The sequence below is a fragment of the Agrobacterium sp. ST15.16.024 genome (assembly GCF_027956545.1).
Classification (GTDB): domain Bacteria; phylum Pseudomonadota; class Alphaproteobacteria; order Rhizobiales; family Rhizobiaceae; genus Agrobacterium; species Agrobacterium cucumeris.
Map to the genome: position 1 here is coordinate 52,028 of NZ_JAQKGO010000008.1, position 18,977 is coordinate 71,004.

The window sequence follows — 18,977 nt, forward strand, 5'->3', positions numbered from 1 at the left end:
TTTATAAGACCATCAACACTGTCGCGGCCGCCCTTGGCGCGGCGCGACAGTCGGGAGAAACAGCATGGCAAGCAGCATTACTCTGGAAAAAATCGTCAAGCGGTTCGGCGCTTTTCCGGTCGTTCACGGTATCGATCTGAAGATCGAGCCGGGTGAATTCACCGTTTTTGTCGGCCCCTCGGGCTGTGGTAAATCCACGCTTTTGCGCATGATTGCCGGGCTGGAGGAAATCTCCGAGGGTGATCTTCGCATCGATGGCGAAAGGGTCAACGAAACAGCCGCCTCCAAACGCGGCATCGCCATGGTTTTCCAGTCCTATGCGCTTTATCCGCATATGAGCGTCTACAAGAACCTCGCCTTCGGTCTGGAAACCGCGGGTTACAAAAAACCGGAGGTCGAGGCGCGGGTGCAGAAGGCCGCCGATATCCTGCAGATCGGCCCGCTGTTGCAGCGCAAGCCGAAGGCGCTTTCGGGCGGCCAGCGCCAGCGTGTCGCCATCGGCCGGGCCATCGTGCGCGAGCCGAAAATCTTCCTCTTCGATGAGCCTCTGTCCAACCTCGATGCCGAACTGCGCGTGCAGATGCGCGTCGAAATCGCCAAGCTGCACCAGACGCTCGGCAGCACCATGATCTATGTGACGCATGACCAGGTGGAAGCCATGACAATGGCCGACAAGATCGTCGTGCTGCGTGACGGCCGCATCATGCAGGTCGGCCGCCCGCTCGATCTTTACAATAATCCCGCCAACCAGTTCGTGGCCGGCTTCATCGGCTCGCCGAAGATGAACTTCCTCTCCGCCAAGGTGGTTGCAGGCGACAGCTCCAACCGCACCATCGAGGTGGCCGGCCAGCGCATCGTGCTGGAAAAGCCGGTTGCGGCCGGCGAAGGCGAACCGCTGACCTTCGGCGTGCGCCCCGAACACGTCAACCCGCAGGCGCAATCCTCGCTCGGCGAAGCTTCCATCCAGCTCGTGGAACATCTGGGCGGCTCGACGGTGGTTTACACCAACACCCCGGACGGCCAACCGGCCACCGTGCTGCTGGACGGCCAGCGCCCAATCCGCATCGGCGAGACCATTCCCTTTGCATTCGATCTGGCCAAGACCCATCTGTTCGGGGCGGATGGGCGGCGGATATGAGAGTGGGTGGGTGAGAGCTGTCTCACCACAGGGCGGCTAACGAAGTCCGCAAAGCTTGCGTTTATTATCCTCGGGCCTGTCCCGAGGATCTGCAACATGTTGATTTTGTTCAATGTAATTAGATCCCCGGCACAGGACCGAGAATGACGTCGCGTGTGAGGTTGCAATCGTGCACTAATCGGTATGACCTGCGAGGATCTCGCTTAGCGTCACCGCATCTTCCGCAAACTGACTGACATCGTCGCTCCTGACGAATTCCAGCATCGCATAAGCCGGTTTCGTCCATTCGCTCTGCGGTAACGCCTCGACACACGACCGCCAATAATCGGCGCGGTCGGCAAGCGGCAGGCGGCTCGCGTCGGCAAGCCATGCAAAGACGTGCAGATGGCAGATGCGTGAGCCGATTTCCGATATTTCAGCGAGAGCCTTTTCGAGCGGCAGGCCGGGTGCCGGCTGCCAGTAGAAAAAGAGGTTGGGCATGGCCAAATCCTGCGCCAGTTGCAGGGCCGAAGGCAGGGTGTCCGTCAGTGAATTGGGGTGATATTCGAGGCCAATCGTCATGCCGTAATCTTGCGCATGGCGGGCGATCTCTGCCAGTGCCTCGGTGGCCCTGCGGCGCTCGGCGGGAGAGTAGTCGGTGGAGGGCCTTTTGCGTTGGCCCGGCCAGATACGGATATGGCCGGTGCCGAGCGCTTTGGCAGTTTCGAGAACGGCGGTCAAATCTTGCCGCGTAAAATCCGGCGCGAAGATGTAGGAACCGTAGGAAGAGACGGTCAGGCCCGCTTTGGCCGTCCGCTCGACCACATCCCTTGCGTTTTCGAGATCGCCTGGTGGCACATGGATATCCGCGCCCCACTCGATTGCCTTGATGCCGTTCGCGACGGCAAGGTCGATGACGGCCTGCGGCGACAGGGAGCGGAAGGTGACGGAGCAGAGGCCCGGCTCGAAAATTCTCATGCGATCAGTTCCAGTTGTTCCGGCCGCACCTGCTGTTCAAGTGCCGTTCCCTGGCAAAAGCGTTCGATTTCCGCGATTGCCATGTCGCCCAGCCTGGCGCGTTCGAGGCCCACGGCGCCGGCGATGTGCGGTGTCAGGAAGACGTTGGGCAGGCTGTAGAAGGCAGAATCGGGCGGCGGCACTTCCGGATCGGTGACATCGATGACGGCTTCGATACGCCCGTTTTTCAGTTCCGCCAGCAGCGCCTCTTCATCGACGAGCGCACCGCGCGCCGTGTTGATCAGGGTTGCGCCGTCCTTCATCCGGGCAAGCGCTTCCGCGCCGATCATATGCCGGGTCTGCGGCAGCGACGGCGCATGCAGCGAAATGACGTCGCTGATTGCCATCAGCGCATCAAGCGATACCAGCCGCACGCCAAGGCGCTCCGCCTCTGCTGCGCTTAAAAACGGGTCGAAAAGGATGATGTCGAGATCGAAGGGTTTCAGCAGATTGATGACCCGACGCCCGATGCGCGACGCGCCGACCACCCCGACCGTCAGGCCGAGATTGCCGATGGCCTGCGATTGCAGGTGATCGACGTTTTCCCGCCCGCGATCGTTTCCATAAAGCCGTCGGAAGCTGAATACGCGCTTGCCGGCAAGCAGGATCATCGCCTGTGTAAATTCGGCGACCGGCTGCGCGTTGGCTTCCGCCGCGCTGCACACGGTGATGCCGCGCTCAAAGACCGCCTGCGAGAGGAAATATTTCACCGTGCCGGCGGCATGGGAAATCAGCTTGAGCCTTGGCATCAACGCGAGTTCCCGTGCGCCGATATCGGGACAGCCCCAGCCGGTCAGGAGAATATCCGTCCGTTCCAGCTGGTCTTTTACCGATGGATCGTGAAAGTCGCGGATCCGGCTGATATCGATGATATCGACGCTCTGCGACAGCCTTTCGAGCGCCTGTGGTGTCAGCACATGCTGCGTCCGCTCCGGGTCCATGGCAAGGCTGAGACGCGGAAGCGGGCTCGTCATCGTGGCTCTCCCGTCGCCGCCATGCTGCTGACCGGGACGCCGTGCTCTGCAAACAGGCGGTCGAGCGCCTTGATATCCGGGAGCGCTGGAACAGCTGCCAGGGCTTTTTTGCTTTCTGGCCCGGTCAATCCCACAAAAACGGCGCAGGCAAGCAGAGTTTCGCCGGCTGGAATGTCCCCGCGCAATTGCGGCACCGTGGTTTTGGCATTGACGAGGTTGGTATTGGGCAGCGCCTTCAGTGCGATGCCCTGGCGGGATATGACGGAGCCGAGATCGATTATCGCGGAAATGTCGGTGCCGCAATCCGCCGATGCTTGGCCGGCTGTCTCGGTTACGGCATCCCTGTCGCCGTCGTTGCGATTGATGGCGAAGCCGCCCTCGGTCACGGAAAGTGGCCGGGCGCTGGTGATCCGATGCAGCCGGATGTGCCAGTCGCCGGCGGCAACCAGCGTCGTTTCAACCGCGACATCGGGGAATGGTTTCCATGTCGCCCGCAGATTGTCCCCGGCCAGCAGAACCTTTTCGTTGGTTTCGCGCACGCGGTAATGCAGGCCGTCGTCAGAGAAGGCCAGCATATTGTCAAAACCATTGGTCTTGAAGCCACGCTCATCCACTTCCACACCAAAACCATAACGGGAGGAATAGGCGAATTTGGCATATTTCTCCGACCCGCCGCGCATGGACAGGGTTTCCTGCCCGCTGGAAAGTGCCGTGACGTTGCCTTTGGTCCGCATCATCACCATGCCGGGGTGAATGAGCGGCCGTGGTTTGGTGGAGGTTTCGGGCAGCTTTTCTTCCGCCTGCCAGAAGGGGTGGCTTTCCGGCAGAGCGAGCGGCAGGAAGGCCTTGAAGGCCCAATAGGGCGAACCGGCCGAATTATAACTTTCCGACATGGTCAGCTGCGGATAGGCGTAGCCGATGGAGAGAACGCCGTCGCGGTCGGCGATCGGCTTTTGCGCCCACCAGCGCAGATGCTGCAGATAAAGCCCCTTGATCTCGCCCCAGGGCAGGGCTTCTTCATCGGCAAAGGCAAGGCCTGCCCAGAAGCCGCCACAGGCGAAACGATAGGTCATGGACCGGCCGAAGGCGAGCGCGCCGCCATCCTCATCGAACCAGCTGGCAAAATCGCCGGCAAACAGGCGGGCGCGTTCACGGTAACGTTCGGCGTAAGCATCGTCAGGCTTGCTGAGTTTCGCGTAGATCAGGCCGTAAAAATGCATGGCGAAGGCGATATAGTGGTCGATACGACGATAATCGCCGTCCCGATACCAGCCGTCAGCAACGTAGAAGCCGTCCAGCTCCGCCTTGAAGGTTTCCGTCAGGCTGCGGTCGAAATCTATGCCGAGATGATCGAGCGCCATGTCGACCATCACCCGGAAGAACTTCCAGTTATTATCGGCATAATTGCGCTCGCGCGCCGTCAGCAGATAGCGGCGGACATTGTCTTTCTGCGTGTCGGAGAGGGGTTCCCAAAGATGTTGTGGCGCAAGCCGAAGCGCGAAGCCCAGAGCTGCAAGTTCCACCAGCCGCTGATCCTTCTGGCGCACGTCGCCCCAATAATCGGGATGGGCGGGATCGGTGCCGTTGGCGATGCCTTTTGCCAGAAGCGGCCAATGCTCAAAACTATCGCCGCTGAGCGCCAGCGGCGCGATGCCCCAGAGCGGCCGGGCAAATCCTTCCAGATCGGCCGCTGCCCGGTCAAAATGCGCGGCAGTGCCGCTAAGTGTCACCCTTGCGCCGCTTTGCGAAAAATAGGGCAGAAGCGGTGCGAAACTGTCATCCAGCGCCTTCCTGACATCGGCGCGGGTTCTGAGCGGATTACCATAGAGCGGATTGAAACGGGTCATCGGATCATTGTTTGCCGCATCATGCATTACGTATCGCCTTTCCCGTCTCTTTCGCCTGTCCGGCGGTCTGTCCTTCCACCAGCTGCACGCCCAGCTGCACCTGCCGGGCATTGGCGGAAGGTTCCGTCAGCCGGCGGCGCATCAGTTCCACGGCCTCGCGGGCAATTTCGCGTCGGTCGACGCGGATGGTGCTGAGGCGAGGGGTGGAGAGTTCGGCAAAGGGCAGATCATCGAAGCCGATGATGGAAAGATCATCGGGTACGCCAAGGCCAAGCTCCTGCGCTGCCCCCAGCGCGCCGAGCGCAATCGCATCATTCATGCAGAAAATGCCTGTCAGATCGGGGTTTTTGGCCAATAGCTGGCGAACCGCATCGCCCGCCTGTCCAAAGCCGCTATCCACCGTTGTCAGCAGGAATTCCTCATAAATGGCTCCCTCCTGTTCGAGGATGGTGTGGCGGAAGCCGCGCATGCGCTCGCGTATGGTGTGGCGGTGGTGCGGGCCGATATAGGCGACCTTGCGGTGGCCGAGTTCCAGAAGCCGCCGCGCCGCCATCGCACCGCCGTAAAAATTGGAGGGCGAAACACAATCCAGCGTCATCGAGGGGTCGGCGCTGTTGACCAGAACCGGCTGAAGCACTCCCTGCGTGATGCGGTGGATGATCTCCTCTTCAGGGTCGAGGCCGATGGCAAGAAGGCCGTCCGCCTCGCAGACCCGCTGTGTCAGCGCGTCATCCACCTGTTTCTGGTGCAGCAGCCGGATATCGAGTTCAAACCCGTCCGTCTGGGCGAGGCTGCGCAGCATGTCGAAAATATCGTGATAAAAAGCGCCGATATCGCCGGTTGCCCTTTCGGCGGACATCAAGGCGAGAACCTTTTTGCCTTCCAGCGGCACGCCGCCGGCCTGGCTGGTGACCGGCCGCAGCGGATAGCCAAGTTCCGCCGCAACCCCCAGAACCTTGGTCTGGATCGAAGCGCTGATGCCTTTTTCCCCGGCGAGAACACGAGAGACGGTGCTGATGGAAACACCGGCGCGCTGGGCGATATCCGACTGGCGCGGGCGGCTGATGTCGGGCGTATCGTTCATGTCGTCTCCTGCGCTTGCAAAAAAATCTATTATGATGCAAATATTGCAAATACAGAAAATTTGCAAGAATTAAGTAGTCAGTGAAAAATTTGCAAAACGCGGGAGGAGCAGATGCAAACTATCGACAGACGTGGATTTTTGGTGACGGCGGCGCTGGCCGGTCTTGGGGTTGCGGCGGGCGGTTTCCGCGCGCTGGCGGCCGAGACCCGGCTTCGTTGCGTGTGGTGGGGATCAGCCGATCGCAACAAACGCACCAATGACGTTATCGCCCTTTACCAGAAGGCCGATCCGCAAACGGTGGTCAGCGGCGAAATGATCGCCGGCTCCGACTACTGGACCAAGCTTGCGACCTCGATGGCCGGACGCAATGTCGCCGATATCTTCCAGCTGGAACCATCCACCATCGCCGATTATTCCGGCCGTGGCGCCTGCATGGAGCTGGACAAGTTCGTCGGCTCGGCGCTTGATCTTTCCAGCTTCGGCAAGAGCGAGATCGATCTTTGCCGCATTGACGGCAAGCTTTACGGCGTCGGTCTCGGGCTCAATTCCTTCTGCATGATGTATGATGCTGAAGCGATGAAGGAAGCCGGCGTTTCCATGCCGGAAGGGCAGATCACCTGGACGGCGCTTGCGGAACTGGCGCGCGATTTCAAGAAGAACGGCCCGGCGCGGCGCAATTACTGGGCGGTGCCCTATGGTGCGCGTTACCACTATGTCTTCGATGTCTGGCTTCGCCAGCGCGGCAAGCTTTTGTTTCAGGATGGCACCATCGGCTTCAACAAGGAAGACGCCAAGGAATGGTTCGCCTATTGGGAGAAGCTGCGCGAGGACAAGCTCTGCGTTTCCGCCGATATCCAGACACGTGATGACAACACCATCGAATCCAATGCCTTGACGCTTGGCAATTCTGCCATCGGTTTTGCCTATTCCAACCAGCTTGTGGGTTATCAGGCGCTGAACAAGAAGACGCTGTCCATCGGCATGCTGCCGGGTGAGGGGGCTGGCAAGCCGACCGGGCATTATTACCGGCCGGGGCTCATCTGGTGCATTTCGTCTACCTCCACCAATCCGGAAGCGGCGGCGAAGTTTATCAACTTCTTCGTCAATGATCTCGATGCCGGCAAGGTGCTGGGTGTCGAGCGCGGCGTGCCGCCGGCAAAGAAGGTGCGTGAGGCGGTGTTGCCAAGCCTCAACGAGACCGAACGCAAGACGGTGGATTATATCGAGAGCCTGTCCGGCAAACTCGATCCCTATCCGGAGCCCGCCCCCATCGGCGCCAATGAGTTCGACCGCGGCGTGATGCGTCCGATTGCCGATTCGCTCGCCTTCGGTCGCGCCAGCGTGGATGAAGCGGCGCAGAATCTTGTCGACACCGGCACGCGGACCCTGCGCAAGCGCGGTTGACGACAAAGGGGCATCGCCACGTGGCCAAGGCTGCGTGGCGATGCCTTTTTTCATGTCTTTAACCTTCAGATATGCCCGAACGATAAACAACACTGGACAAGTATAGGGTATTTAAGCCAGAAATCCTGATCTGGATCGATAAATCTGAAGATTAGAGAATGGCCCCCAATTTCCTCCTGGTTGATGCTGAAAAAGAATTCGATGTCCTGAAAGCGGCCGCATCTTTGATCCGCGTGCAGATATTGAAGCTGCTGCACGAGACGAGCGGTCTGAATGTCAACGAGATCGCGCAGCGGCTGGATCTACCTCAGTCCACGGTATCCGCCGGTGTGGCTGTTCTTGAAGAGGCGGGGCTGCTGCGAACCGAGACGCGCAAGGCGCGCAAGGGCAGCCAGAAAATCTGCTTTGCCACCTGCGACGAACTCATCGTTTCCTTCCGGAAACCCGAGACGCCGGCGGCCTCCAATTACATTGCGGTGGCTATGCCGCTTGGTCTTTACACCCAGAGTTCGGTAACGGCACCCTGCGGCATCTGTTCGCCTGAGGGTATTATCGGGCTTCTGGATGTGCCCGATACCTTCATGGATCCTGACCGCATGAAGACGGCGCTCTTGTGGTTGACGTCGGGCTTCGTGGAATATCAATTCCCCAATAATGCCAAGATTCAGGGCCGAAACGTCGAGGAAATCGAGTTTTCCATGGAGGTCAGTTCCGAGGTGCCGGGAACGCACAGCAACTGGCCGTCGGACATAACCCTTTCCGTCAATGGCCGGGAGATCGGCGTGTGGACGTCGCCGGGCGACTTCGGGGACAAGCGGGGTGTGTTTACGCCCGATTGGTGGAAACTTTCCGGTTCGCAATATGGCATGCTCAAAACCTGGCGCATCACGGGGCAGGGGACCTATGTCGATGGCACCCGCATTTCGGATGTGACGCTGGCGGATATCGATCTGGTGAGCCATCGTTCCATCCGCCTGCGCATCGAGGTCAAGGCTGATGCGAAACATCCGGGCGGGTTGAATATCTTCGGCCGGGGTTTCGGAAATTACGATCAGGACATTGTCCTGCGCCTGCGCACGGCAGACTGAGCCTTCAAATTTTAAAAGTATGATTTTCGCGGTTGACAGGCGCGGATTCCCTCGGCAACTATATTATCAAATATGGTTTATACCATATTTTATGATACAAATGCGCAGGGAGGAGAGCCTATGAAAGCGCGGGTTTCAGTCCACCGGGACTTCCGGATCGGGCGTATCGACGATCGCCTATATTCCGCCTTCATCGAACATATGGGGCGTGCGATCTATGGCGGGATTTACGAGCCCGGCCATCCGCAGGCGGATGAGAACGGCTTTCGCAAGGATGTCCTGAAATTCGTGCAGGACCTGAAAATTCCCGCCATCCGTTATCCCGGCGGCAATTTCGTTTCGGCCTATCGCTGGGAAGACGGTATCGGCCCGCGCGACAAGCGGCCTATTCGTCTGGACCTTGCCTGGCGGTCGAAGGAAACCAACCAGATCGGCATCAATGAATTCGCAGACTGGGCCTCTATGGCCGGCATCGAGATGATGCTTGCGGTCAATCTCGGCTCCCGTGGTCTGGATGATGCCCGCAACTTCCTTGAATATGTGAATTTCCCTGGCGGCACCGAGCTTAGTGATCTGCGCCGCAGCCACGGCACCGAGAAACCGCATGGCGTCAAGATGTGGTGCCTCGGCAACGAGATGGACGGCCCCTGGCAGATCGGCCACAAGACGGCGGTGGAATATGGCCGGCTCGCCAATGAAACCGCCAAGGCTTTCAAAGGCTTCGACCCGACAATTGAAGCGATCGTCTGCGGCAGTTCGAATGACGGCATGCCGACCTATCCCGAGTGGGAACGCGAGGTGCTGGAAGAATGCTACGAGAATGTCGATCATATCTCGCTGCACAAATATTTCGGCAATAACAGCCGCGACACGCTGAATTATTTCGGCAAGATCGAAGAGACCGGTCGTTATATCCAGACGATTGCCGGCGTCATCGATTATGTGAAGGCCAAGAAGCGCGCCAAAAACGATGTTTCCATCTGCTTTGACGAATGGAACGTCTGGTATCACATCCGCGAAGACGACAGCAAACGCATCAAGAGCTGGGACTGGCCGGAAGCGCCGGCCCTGCTGGAAGAGACCTATAATTTCGAGGATGCGCTTTTCGTTGCCGGTCTGCTGAATGAGTTTATTCGCCGCTCAGACCGGGTGCGCATCGCCTGCATCGCCCAGCTCGTCAACGTCATCGCCCCCATCCGGGCGGAAAAGAACGGGCCGGCCTGGCGCCAGACGATCTATTACCCCTATCAGTTCGCCTCGCTTTATGGCCGTGGCGTTGCGCTGAATGTTGCAGTGGATTGCCCGACCTACGATTGCAACGCGGCCGATGACGTCAAATATCTCGATGTTGCCGGTGTCTTCAGCGAGGAAGAGGGCGTGGTGACGCTGTTTGTCCTCAACCGTCATCTCACCGAGGCGGCGGAGATCAATGTCAGCCTCACCGGATTTTCATCCGCCACCCTCAGCCTGCATCTTGCGATGGCGGGATATGACCTGCGGGTCGGAAACGGCCCCGACCAGCCCGACCGCGTCGTGCCGGTGCCGGGCAGTGGCGTCGCTGTCGAGGATGGGGCACTCAAAGGCTCCGTGCCGGCCCTGTCCTACCATGTGCTGCGCCTGAAGGTTCAGTGAGGCGGTGATGGGTGTCCGTCTCAACAATATCGCCAAGTCCTTCGGATCGTTCGCAGCGATCCGGGACGTCTCGATGGAAATTCCGACCGGCAGCTTCGCGGTGTTCGTGGGGCCTTCCGGTTGCGGAAAATCCACTCTGTTGCGCATGATCGCCGGGCTTGAGGAAACCAGTGGCGGCCGCATCGCCATTGACGACCGTGATGTCACCGCGGTCGAACCGGCGGATCGCGGCGTTGCCATGGTCTTCCAGAATTATGCGCTCTATCCGCATCTGACGGTGTTCGAGAACATGGCTTTCAGCCTGCGGCTTGCCCGCCGGCCTAAGGCGGAGGTGAATGAGAGGGTGGGTGAGGCCTCCCGTATCCTGCAGCTTGACGAGCATCTGCACAAAAGGCCCTCCCAGCTTTCGGGCGGCCAGAGGCAGCGTGTCGCCATCGGCCGCGCCATCGTGCGGCAGCCGAAGGTGTTCCTGTTCGATGAGCCCCTGTCAAATCTGGACGCCGAACTGCGCGTGCAGATGCGGCTGGAACTGACGCGGCTTCACCGCAAGCTCGGCGCGACCATGATCTATGTCACGCATGATCAGGTGGAGGCGATGACGCTTGCCGACAGGATTTTCGTGCTGAAGGGCGGCATCGTGCAGCAGGCGGGCGCGCCGCTGACGCTTTATGACGATCCCGACAATCGTTTCGTGGCGGGTTTTATCGGATCGCCGGCGATGAATTTCCTGCAGGCCGATGTGGTGGAGCAGCGTGATGGCCGCGTGACGCTGGCGCTCGAAGGCGGCGAGCGGCCTCTCGAAGCGCGGTTGTCGCAGCCGGTGTCGACCGGCCAGCGGCTGGAGATCGGCATCAGGCCGGAACATCTGGCGATCACGGATGAGGGCGTCTTGCCCGTCATCGTCGAGGTGGCCGAGGAGCTTGGCGATCTGTCTTACCTCTACACCCGCACCAGGGCGGGAAAGGAGCTTATCGTGCAGCGGCAGGGCTCCCGCGAGCAGCTGGATGGCCGGTCCGTCTCGCTCAGCGCCTCGCCCGACCGGATTCTGGTTTTCGACAGCGACGGCAAAAGGTTGCGATAGGCGCGAGGAGGCGCCTTTCGATGCAGCAAACCATCCCCTGACGGGGTGTTTCAAGAAACGGGAGGAATGACGATGCGATTGATCAAGACATTGCTTATCGGCACGGTTCTGGGTTTGACCGCCATGCCGGCGCTTGCCAAGCAGGATATCATCTGGTGGGACTTTCTGGCCGGTGGTGACGGCGTGCGCATGAAAGCGCTGATCGAGGCCTTCAACAAGGAACATCCCGATATCCAGATCAAGGGCACGACGCTGGAATGGGGCGTTCCCTTTTACACCAAGGTCAGAACGGCCTCTGCGGTGGGTTCGGGTCCGGATATCATGACTTATCACCTGTCGCGCGCACCGCTTGGCCTTGAAGAAAAAGTGCTGAGCGAAATCACCGCGAAGGATCTTGAGGATGCCGGGCTGAAGACGGAAGACTTCTTCAGCGCGCCGGTGGAGGCGGCCACCCAGGATGGCAAGCTTTATGCCGTGCCGTTCGATATTCACGCGCTTGTTCTGTATTACAACGCCGATCTTCTGAAGGGCTCTCCCTATCTCGATGCCGAAGGCAAGCTGACGGGGATCAAGACGATCGAGGATTTCGAAAGGGCGCTCGCCTGGGCGAAGGAAAATGGCGTTGAGACGCCGATCACCTATCAGTCGGGCGGTGAAGGCGGGGTCTGGCGGGTGTTTTACACGCTGCTGTCGCAGCAGGGTGGCGAACTTGTCACCGGCAAGGAGGTTCTGGCCGGCGACAATGCCGAAAAGGCTGCCAAAGCCATCGACACCATGTCCAGATGGCGGGAAAACGGCTGGGCGCCGGAACAGGCGGAATATGAGGCCTCGGTGGCGCTGTTTTCCGCCGGCAAATCCGCTTTCCAGCTGAATGGTGTCTGGGAAGTGCCGACTTACAAGGATCTGGAAAAGAACGGCAAGCTCGGTTTCAAATGGAGCGCGGTGGAAGTGCCGCCTTTGATGGGCAAACGCGCCACCTGGGCGGATTCCCACGCTTTTGCCATCCCCAATGAAGGCGACAAGACGGTTTCCGGCGAAAAACGCGCCGCCGTCATGACGGTGATCGGCTGGATGGAAAAACACGCCATCAGCTGGGCCGATGCCGGACATATTCCAGCCTATAAATCGATTACCGAAAGCCCAGAATATAAGGCCATGCAGCCCAACGCCACCTATGCCACGCTGGCGGAGGCGGCGGTGTTTGACCCCAAGACCACGATTACCGGGGTTGCCTCTCCGGCCTATGACGCGGCACTCAACGTCATCGCACCGGCCATTCAGGGGTTTGTCGGCAGCGCGGAAGCAGTCGAGCAGATCCAGTCCGAACTTCAGGGCAAACTCAAATAATCCACGCCTGCCCTCCGGCCCTGATGGCTGGAGGGCATCGCGCAATGCGCAGAGGCCCGGAGGCATTCCATGGCAATGATTGAAAACCGGCGGAAGAAGTCGCTGATCGCGCTGTCGATGGTGACGCCATTCATCGTCGTCTTCGCCACTTTCTTCCTTTATCCGCTGATCGAGATGGTGCGCATCAGCTTTACCGATGCGCCGCTGATCGGCGAGGGAAACTGGGTCGGGTTTGAAAACTACGCGAAACTGCTGGGCGACCGGCTGTTTGTCACCTCGCTGAAGAACAACGGTTATTTCGTTCTCTTGACCGTGGTGCCGACCACCGTCATCGCGCTGATGATTTCACTCGCCGTCAGCCGGCTGTCGGGCATCGGGCAGACAATCGCCATGAGCCTGTTTTTCCTGCCTTACGTGCTGCCGGTTTCTGTGGTGACGGAGATCTGGGCATGGATGCTCGATCTGCAGTTCGGTGTTCTGCAGCCGGTCATTTCGCTGCTGGCGGGCAAGCCGGTTGCCGTCTTCAAAAACCCCTATTGGGTGATGCCGATGGTCGCTGTCGTCACCATCTGGTGGACGAACGGTTTTAACGTGCTGCTGTTCATTGCCGGCCTGCGCAATATTCCGGCCGAGCTTTATGAAGCGGCGGCACTGGATGGCGCGACGACCTGGCAACGCTTCCACCGCGTCACCTGGCCGCTTCTGTGGCCCGTGACGGCACTTGTCCTGACGCTGCAACTGATTCTGCAGCTGAAGATATTCGACCAGATTTATCTTCTAAGCGGCGGTGGCCCGTTCAATTCCAGCTTCGTGCTTCTCCTCAAGGTCTACCGGGAGGCCTTCCAGATGAACAATGGCGGTTATGCCTCGGCCGTCGCGACCGTGCTTTTCCTGTTGATCGTCATCGTTTCCGTTCTTCAGTTCCAGCTGCTGCGCATCCGGAGGAACTCATGAGCCCGACCCGAAAACTCGAGAATATTGTTCTCACCCTTTTGACCTTTTCGGCGGCGCTGGTGTGGATTTTTCCGCTCTACTGGAGTTTCGTCACGTCGCTTCGCTCTGATGAAAATGTTGCCGGCAACACATCGCTGCTGCCGGATGAGTTCCAGCTGGGTGCCTATGTGAACGCGATCTTCAACACGCGGCTGCTGACCTGGTATGTCAATTCCATCGGCACCGCCGTCATCGTCACGGTCTCCGTCCTGTTCATTTCGATGCTGTGCGCCTATGCGCTGTCGCAAATCCGCTTTCCGGGGCGGCGGCTGCTCTATGGCATCGTGCTGGCAAGTTTCATGGTGCCGGCGCAGACGCTTGTCGTCACGCAATTCATCCTGATGAAGAACCTCAACCTCATCAACACCTGGGCCGGCATCATCCTGCCGCAGCTCATCACCCCCATCGTCATCATCGTCTACAAGCAGTTCTTCGACAGCGTGCCGAAGGAGATGCGCGAAGCCGTGGTGCTGGATGGCGGCGGCGAATACACGATCCTGTTCCGGGTCTATCTGCCGCTCAACTGGGGGATCACGACCGCCATGGCGATCGTGACCTTCATTTCGGTGTGGAACGCCTTCTTCTGGCCGTTCCTCGTCGTCACCTCGGAAAACATGATGACGATCCCCGTTGGCATCACCCAGGTCAACGACGCCTTCGGTGTCGCTTATGCGCGCCTGATGGCCGTTGCAATGCTTGCAGCACTACCGGTCATCATCGCTTACGTCATCTTCCAGCGACGGGTGACGGAGGCCATCATGATTTCGTCGGGCGTGAAGGGGTAAAGCCGAAAGGCCTTGTCTTTTAGACCGCCAGCAATGCCTCCTTACCGACGTTATTGGCCTCGGTTGCTCCTTCCGTTTCGATCCGCTTGCCGGTGGCCGGGTCGAAGAAATGCAGGTGTGCAGGCGGCATGGTGAGGTGGATGCGCTGGCCGGGTTTGACCGAAAGGTCTTCGCCGATTGCGGCGGAGAAGGTTTCGCCGGCGATCTCGGCATGCACGATGCGGCCGGAGCCGAGCTCTTCGACGAAATCGACGATTGCCGGTACGCCCGCGCCTTCTTCCTTGCTGACAAGGCACTGTTCCGGGCGAATGCCCACCGTCACGTCGCGGCCGCGCAGTTCGAGACCGGTCTCCGGGAAGAGCCTGACCGCCGCGCCGCCCAGCATCACTGAAGGCGATTCGACTTCGACCCTTGTCGTGAACAGGTTCATCGCCGGGGAGCCGATGAAGGATGCGACGAAGGTGGTGGCCGGGCGATGATAGATATCGAGCGGATGGCCGACCTGTTCGACATTGCCCTTGTTCATCACCACCAGCCGGTCGGCCAGCGTCATCGCCTCCACCTGGTCATGGGTGACGAAGACGGAGGTGGCGGACAGGCGCTGGTGCAGCTTGCGGATTTCGGCGCGCATGGTGACACGCAGCTTGGCATCGAGGTTGGAGAGCGGCTCGTCGAACAGGAACACCTGCGGTTCGCGGATGATCGCGCGGGCCATGGCGACGCGCTGGCGCTGGCCACCGGAAAGGGCGGCCGGCTTGCGTTCCAGAAAATCGGTAAGGCCGACAATCTTTGCGGTTTCTTCGATGCGGCGCAGGCGCTCGGCCTTGGCGACACCGGCGACTTTCAGCGCATAACCGATATTGCTGGCGACCGACATATGCGGATAAAGCGCATAATTCTGGAACACCATCGCGCAGCCGCGTTCACGCGGCTCGAGCCTGTTGACGACGCGCCCGCCAATGGCGATTTCACCTGATGTAATGTCTTCCAGCCCGGCGATCATGCGCAGAAGCGTGGATTTGCCGCAGCCCGAGGGGCCGAGGATAACGACGAATTCGCCGGATTCGAAAGAGAGATCCACGCCATGCAGGGTGGGTGTCTTGCCGTAGGATTTGCGGACCTGGCGGATATCGATCTGAGCCATGATGGGAAACCTTGTTGTTGAAAACCGCGCGCCGTCACTTCTCGGACGAAACGAGACCGCGGACGAACCAGCGTTGCAGGAAGGCCACGACGAGAAGCGGCGGTGTGATGATGATGAGCGAGCCGGCGAGCGTGACGTTCCAGTCCGGCGTGCCGTCTTCGGCGGGCAACAGCGCCCGCAGCGACATCATCACCGTCTTGTAGGAAGGGTCGGTGACCATCAGGAGCGGCCAGAGATACTGGTTCCAGGCATAAACGAACATGATGGTGGTGAGTGCCGCCATGTTGGTGCGTGACAATGGCAGGAGCATTTCCACGAAGAAACGTATCGCGCCCGAACCGTCCATGCGCGCTGCTTCCGCCAGCTCGTCCGGGATGGTCATGAAGAACTGCCGGTAGAGGAAGGTGCCGGTGGCGGTGGCGACCAGCGGCAGGGTGAGGCCCGCATAGGAGTTGAGAAGGTTCCACTCCACCGTCACCTCGATGCCGAACAGGCCGAGAATGGAACGGAACGGCTGGAACAGATCGGCGGCCACCGAATAGGTCGGCACGACGCGCACTTCGAGCGGCAGCATGAGGGTGATGAACACCGTCCAGAAGAACAGATGTTTGAGCGGCGAGCGGAAGAAGACGATGGCGAAGGCGGTAAACGCCGAAAGCGCGACCTTGCCGATCGTGACGAGCGTCGCCATGATCATGCTGTTCCACAGCGCATTGCCGAGATTGGCGCGTTTCCAGGCTGTCTCGGCATTGGCGAGAAACTCGCCCTGCGGCATGAAGTGGAACGGTACGCTGTTGACCTGGGTTATCGTCTGGCTCGCTCCGGCGATGATGACGACGAAGGGGCCGATGAGCAGAAGGAAACCGGCGACCATCAGAATATAGGTCAGGGCGTCGGCATAGGGGGTGCGCTGGATCATCGCCGCCTCACTTGTAATGGACCTGCCGCTCGACGAAGCGGAACTGGATGAAGGTGAAAATCATGATGAGGCCGATGAGGACGAGGCTCTGCGCCGAGGCGCCGGAATAGTTCAGCCCCTCGAAGGCTTCGCTGACGATGCGGTAGACCATCACTTCCGTGGCGCGGTTGGGGCCGCCTTCGGTGGTGGTGGCGACGATGCCGAACGTGTCGGCGCCGACGAAGCCTTCGGTCATCATGATGACGGTCAGGAAGAACAGGGTCGGCGCGAGCAGCGGCACCTGGATATCGATGGCGCGGCGGATGGGGCCGGAACCGTCCATGGCGGCGGCTTCCGTCAGCGAGCGCGGCACGGATTGCAGGCCGGCAAACAGGAAGATGAAGGTGTATCCGGCCCATTTCCAGATGAAGATGACGATGACGAGGATCAGCGCATGTTCGCCGTATTTGGCCGGGTTCCAGATATCCGGCCACCAGGCGTTGAGGGAGGCGGCGAGACCACGCTCCGGTGACAGGATGAAGCGGAAGGCCATGCCGGCGGCAGGACCCGCGATGGCATAGGGCAGGATATAAAGCACCCGGAAGAAACCGGAGCCGGGCAGGGCGCGATCAACGCACAGCGCCAGAACGAGGCCGATAAGGATGGTGAAGAACGGGCCGGCAATGGCGAAAACCATGCTGACGAGCACGGATTGCCAGTAAAGCGGATCGAGGAAGGTTTCCTCGAAATTGGCAAGACCGACAAATTCCGCAGCGCCGCCGAAGGGCGGTTCGAGCGTGAAGGCCCAGTTGATGACCGCTGCCACGGGCCAATAGAAGAACAGGAAGATCAGCAGAAGCTGCGGCAGGGCGAACAGCACGGGCAACCACGTGCTTTTGAAGACGGCGCGCTTTTCCATGAAAAAACCGGCAATGCTGGAGAAATGGGCGGACTTGCCCGTAAAGCTTGAAGCTTTGCGGGCAAGTCTTTAGAAAATTTGCAGAAACTTAGTTCAGCTTGGCGCCGGCATAGGTCTTTTCGAAGCGGCGCAGGCCGGCGTTGGAGCGCTCGACAGCCTTGTCGAGTTCAGCCTGGATATCGGCATTCTGCATGAAGATGGCTTCGAGCGAGGTGGCGACTTCCTTGCGGATCTGCGTGAAACCGCCAAGGCGGATACCGCGGGTATATTCCGAAGGCGGCGTGAAGGTCAGGCTTTCAATCGCCTTTTCGCGGCCCTTATAAGGAGCCTTGTCATAGAAGCCATTGGCTTTCATGGCGTCGAAGCCGGTCTTGGTGACCGGGATGTAACCGGTGACCGTCGACCACCACTGAACCATCTCCGGCTGGGCGATGAAGTTCAGGAACGCGGCTGCACCCTTGTATTCGGCGTCCGGACGACCGGCCATGACCCACAGCGACGCACCGCCGACCAGCGAATTATGACGTTCGGTGCCCTTCCAGACCGGCAGCATGGCAACGTCCCACTTCACGCCTTCGGGCATGGTCTTGGCGACGGTGCCGTGATTGGCGATCGAGGTCATGAACATCTGGCAGGTCTGCGAGGTGAAGGCGGGCAGGATGTCCATGCCGAGCTGCTTGGTCTTGACGACGAACAGCTTCTCGTCCTGCATCTTCTTGAAGAACTTGACGTGATCGACGAACTTCGTCTTGTTGATCGTCAGTTCGGCGTCGAGGCCCTGGTAACCGTTGCCCTTGGTGGCGATCGGCTGGTTGTGGATGGCGGAGAACTGCTCCATCAGCATCCAGGTGTCGAAGTTGAAGGCCAGCGGGCATTCAAAGCCGGCGGCCTTGAGCTTCGTGGCGGCTTCCTGAACCTGTTCCCAGGTGTCCGGCTTGAAGGTGATGCCGGCTTTTTCGAAAGCGTCGATGTTGTAATAGAACATCGCGGTCGAGGAGTTATAGGGGAAAGAGTTCAGCTCGCCCGCAGCGGTGGCGTAATAGTTGGCGATGCCGGGGAAATAATTGTCCCAGTCGATCTTGTAGCCATTGTCGGCCATCAGCTTCTTGGCGGGAACGAAAGCCTTGGACAGCATCATGTCCAGCGTGCCGGCATCATAGATCTGGGTGATGGCGGGCTGCTTCTTGGCGCGGTAAGCGGCGATGGTGTTCTGCAGCGTGGCGTCGTAATCATTCTGCGAGGTGCAGACGATTTCGAATTCAGCCTGCGAGTCGTTGAACTTCTTGCAGGTTTCCTGAACGCGATCGCCAAGATCGCCGGAAAGGCCGTACCAGAATTCGAACTTGGTCTTTTCTGCGTGGGCAGCGGTGGCGCCGAAGGCGGCGGCAATGGCGACGCCAGCCACGAAAGAGGTCAGAGCGGAAGATTTCATGAGTTGAGCCCCGTTGATGGAATAATGGCCTGATCGGCAAGAACATCATGTTCCCAGCACGAAGCCACGGGCTCTGCTAACAGCCGTCTTTGACGGATCGCTTACACTTTGTTGAACGTTTTATGATGACTTGCCGCGCAGGGCGATCTGCGCGGCGGGAAAAGTGTGATAAAACCGGAAAATCCGAATTTTCCCTTATATTTTAGCGACTTACG

16 protein-coding genes are annotated in these 18,977 nt (G+C 59.5%); 8 read left to right on the forward strand and 8 right to left on the reverse strand.

Translation table 11 applies throughout. The features are described from left to right. Positions 1-64: 64 nt before the first annotated feature. Positions 65-1,138 carry an ABC transporter ATP-binding protein gene (locus PL640_RS20320; RefSeq protein WP_271363256.1) on the forward strand — a complete coding sequence of 358 codons (1,074 nt, stop codon included), beginning with the start codon at positions 65-67 and terminating at the stop codon, positions 1,136-1,138. A gap of 174 nt (positions 1,139-1,312) precedes the next feature. On the opposite strand, the gene PL640_RS20325 is transcribed toward PL640_RS20320, so the two are convergent. The 4 genes from PL640_RS20325 to PL640_RS20340 are packed head-to-tail and all read right to left on the reverse strand — an operon-like array spanning position 1,313 to position 6,039. Beyond that, entirely contained in the window at positions 1,313-2,095 is a 783-nt protein-coding gene (locus PL640_RS20325; protein ID WP_271363257.1) for a sugar phosphate isomerase/epimerase family protein, read from the reverse strand. Further along, positions 2,092-3,108: a hydroxyacid dehydrogenase gene (locus tag PL640_RS20330; RefSeq protein ID WP_271363258.1), complete on the reverse strand. Its 1,017-nt coding sequence runs from the start codon at positions 3,106-3,108 to the stop codon at positions 2,092-2,094. The genes PL640_RS20325 and PL640_RS20330 overlap by 4 nt, the downstream gene beginning before the upstream one ends. Then, positions 3,105-4,982, reverse strand: coding sequence for a DUF2264 domain-containing protein (locus PL640_RS20335; RefSeq protein ID WP_271363259.1), 1,878 nt, complete (start codon positions 4,980-4,982; stop codon positions 3,105-3,107). Before PL640_RS20335 ends, PL640_RS20330 begins: the two co-directional genes overlap by 4 nt. Next, entirely contained in the window at positions 4,975-6,039 is a 1,065-nt protein-coding gene (locus PL640_RS20340; RefSeq protein WP_271363261.1) for a LacI family DNA-binding transcriptional regulator, read from the reverse strand. Before PL640_RS20340 ends, PL640_RS20335 begins: the two co-directional genes overlap by 8 nt. A gap of 111 nt (positions 6,040-6,150) precedes the next feature. Here PL640_RS20340 and PL640_RS20345 point away from each other — a divergent pair, with 111 nt between their 5' ends. The 7 genes from PL640_RS20345 to PL640_RS20375 all read left to right on the forward strand — a co-directional run bounded on the left by PL640_RS20345 (position 6,151) and on the right by PL640_RS20375 (position 14,369). Next, positions 6,151-7,443, forward strand: coding sequence for an ABC transporter substrate-binding protein (locus PL640_RS20345; RefSeq protein ID WP_142843205.1), 1,293 nt, complete (start codon positions 6,151-6,153; stop codon positions 7,441-7,443). Between the two features lie 158 nt (positions 7,444-7,601). Next, complete coding sequence (locus PL640_RS20350) at positions 7,602-8,531, forward strand: ArsR/SmtB family transcription factor (protein ID WP_271363262.1); 930 nt, start codon at positions 7,602-7,604, stop codon at positions 8,529-8,531. A gap of 120 nt (positions 8,532-8,651) precedes the next feature. Next, positions 8,652-10,163, forward strand: coding sequence for an arabinosylfuranosidase ArfA (arfA, locus tag PL640_RS20355; protein ID WP_110760067.1), 1,512 nt, complete (start codon positions 8,652-8,654; stop codon positions 10,161-10,163). A gap of 7 nt (positions 10,164-10,170) precedes the next feature. Next, complete coding sequence (locus PL640_RS20360) at positions 10,171-11,244, forward strand: ABC transporter ATP-binding protein (RefSeq protein WP_269702765.1); 1,074 nt, start codon at positions 10,171-10,173, stop codon at positions 11,242-11,244. Between the two features lie 72 nt (positions 11,245-11,316). Further along, on the forward strand, positions 11,317-12,591 hold the full coding sequence (locus PL640_RS20365) for an extracellular solute-binding protein (protein ID WP_271363263.1): 1,275 nt from the start codon (positions 11,317-11,319) through the stop codon (positions 12,589-12,591). Between the two features lie 69 nt (positions 12,592-12,660). Beyond that, positions 12,661-13,545 (forward strand): carbohydrate ABC transporter permease, encoded by an 885-nt coding sequence (locus PL640_RS20370; RefSeq protein ID WP_271363264.1) that lies wholly within the window; start codon positions 12,661-12,663, stop codon positions 13,543-13,545. Continuing rightward, the gene (locus PL640_RS20375; RefSeq protein WP_046800433.1) at positions 13,542-14,369 is read left to right on the forward strand and encodes a carbohydrate ABC transporter permease; all 828 of its coding nucleotides are present in this window, start codon (positions 13,542-13,544) and stop codon (positions 14,367-14,369) included. Before PL640_RS20370 ends, PL640_RS20375 begins: the two co-directional genes overlap by 4 nt. Before the next feature lie 19 nt (positions 14,370-14,388). On the opposite strand, the gene PL640_RS20380 is transcribed toward PL640_RS20375, so the two are convergent. From PL640_RS20380 to PL640_RS20395, 4 genes are all read right to left on the reverse strand, one after another. After that, positions 14,389-15,513, reverse strand: coding sequence for a sn-glycerol-3-phosphate import ATP-binding protein UgpC (locus PL640_RS20380; RefSeq protein WP_271363265.1), 1,125 nt, complete (start codon positions 15,511-15,513; stop codon positions 14,389-14,391). A 34-nt stretch (positions 15,514-15,547) separates the two neighbouring features. After that, positions 15,548-16,432, reverse strand: a complete 885-nt coding sequence (locus tag PL640_RS20385; RefSeq protein WP_142843193.1) for an ABC transporter permease subunit — start codon at positions 16,430-16,432, stop codon at positions 15,548-15,550. Positions 16,433-16,439: 7 nt separating this feature from the next. After that, positions 16,440-17,330, reverse strand: coding sequence for a carbohydrate ABC transporter permease (locus PL640_RS20390; protein WP_271363266.1), 891 nt, complete (start codon positions 17,328-17,330; stop codon positions 16,440-16,442). A gap of 88 nt (positions 17,331-17,418) precedes the next feature. Further along, positions 17,419-18,762: an extracellular solute-binding protein gene (locus PL640_RS20395; protein ID WP_142843191.1), complete on the reverse strand. Its 1,344-nt coding sequence runs from the start codon at positions 18,760-18,762 to the stop codon at positions 17,419-17,421. Positions 18,763-18,977 lie beyond the last annotated feature (215 nt).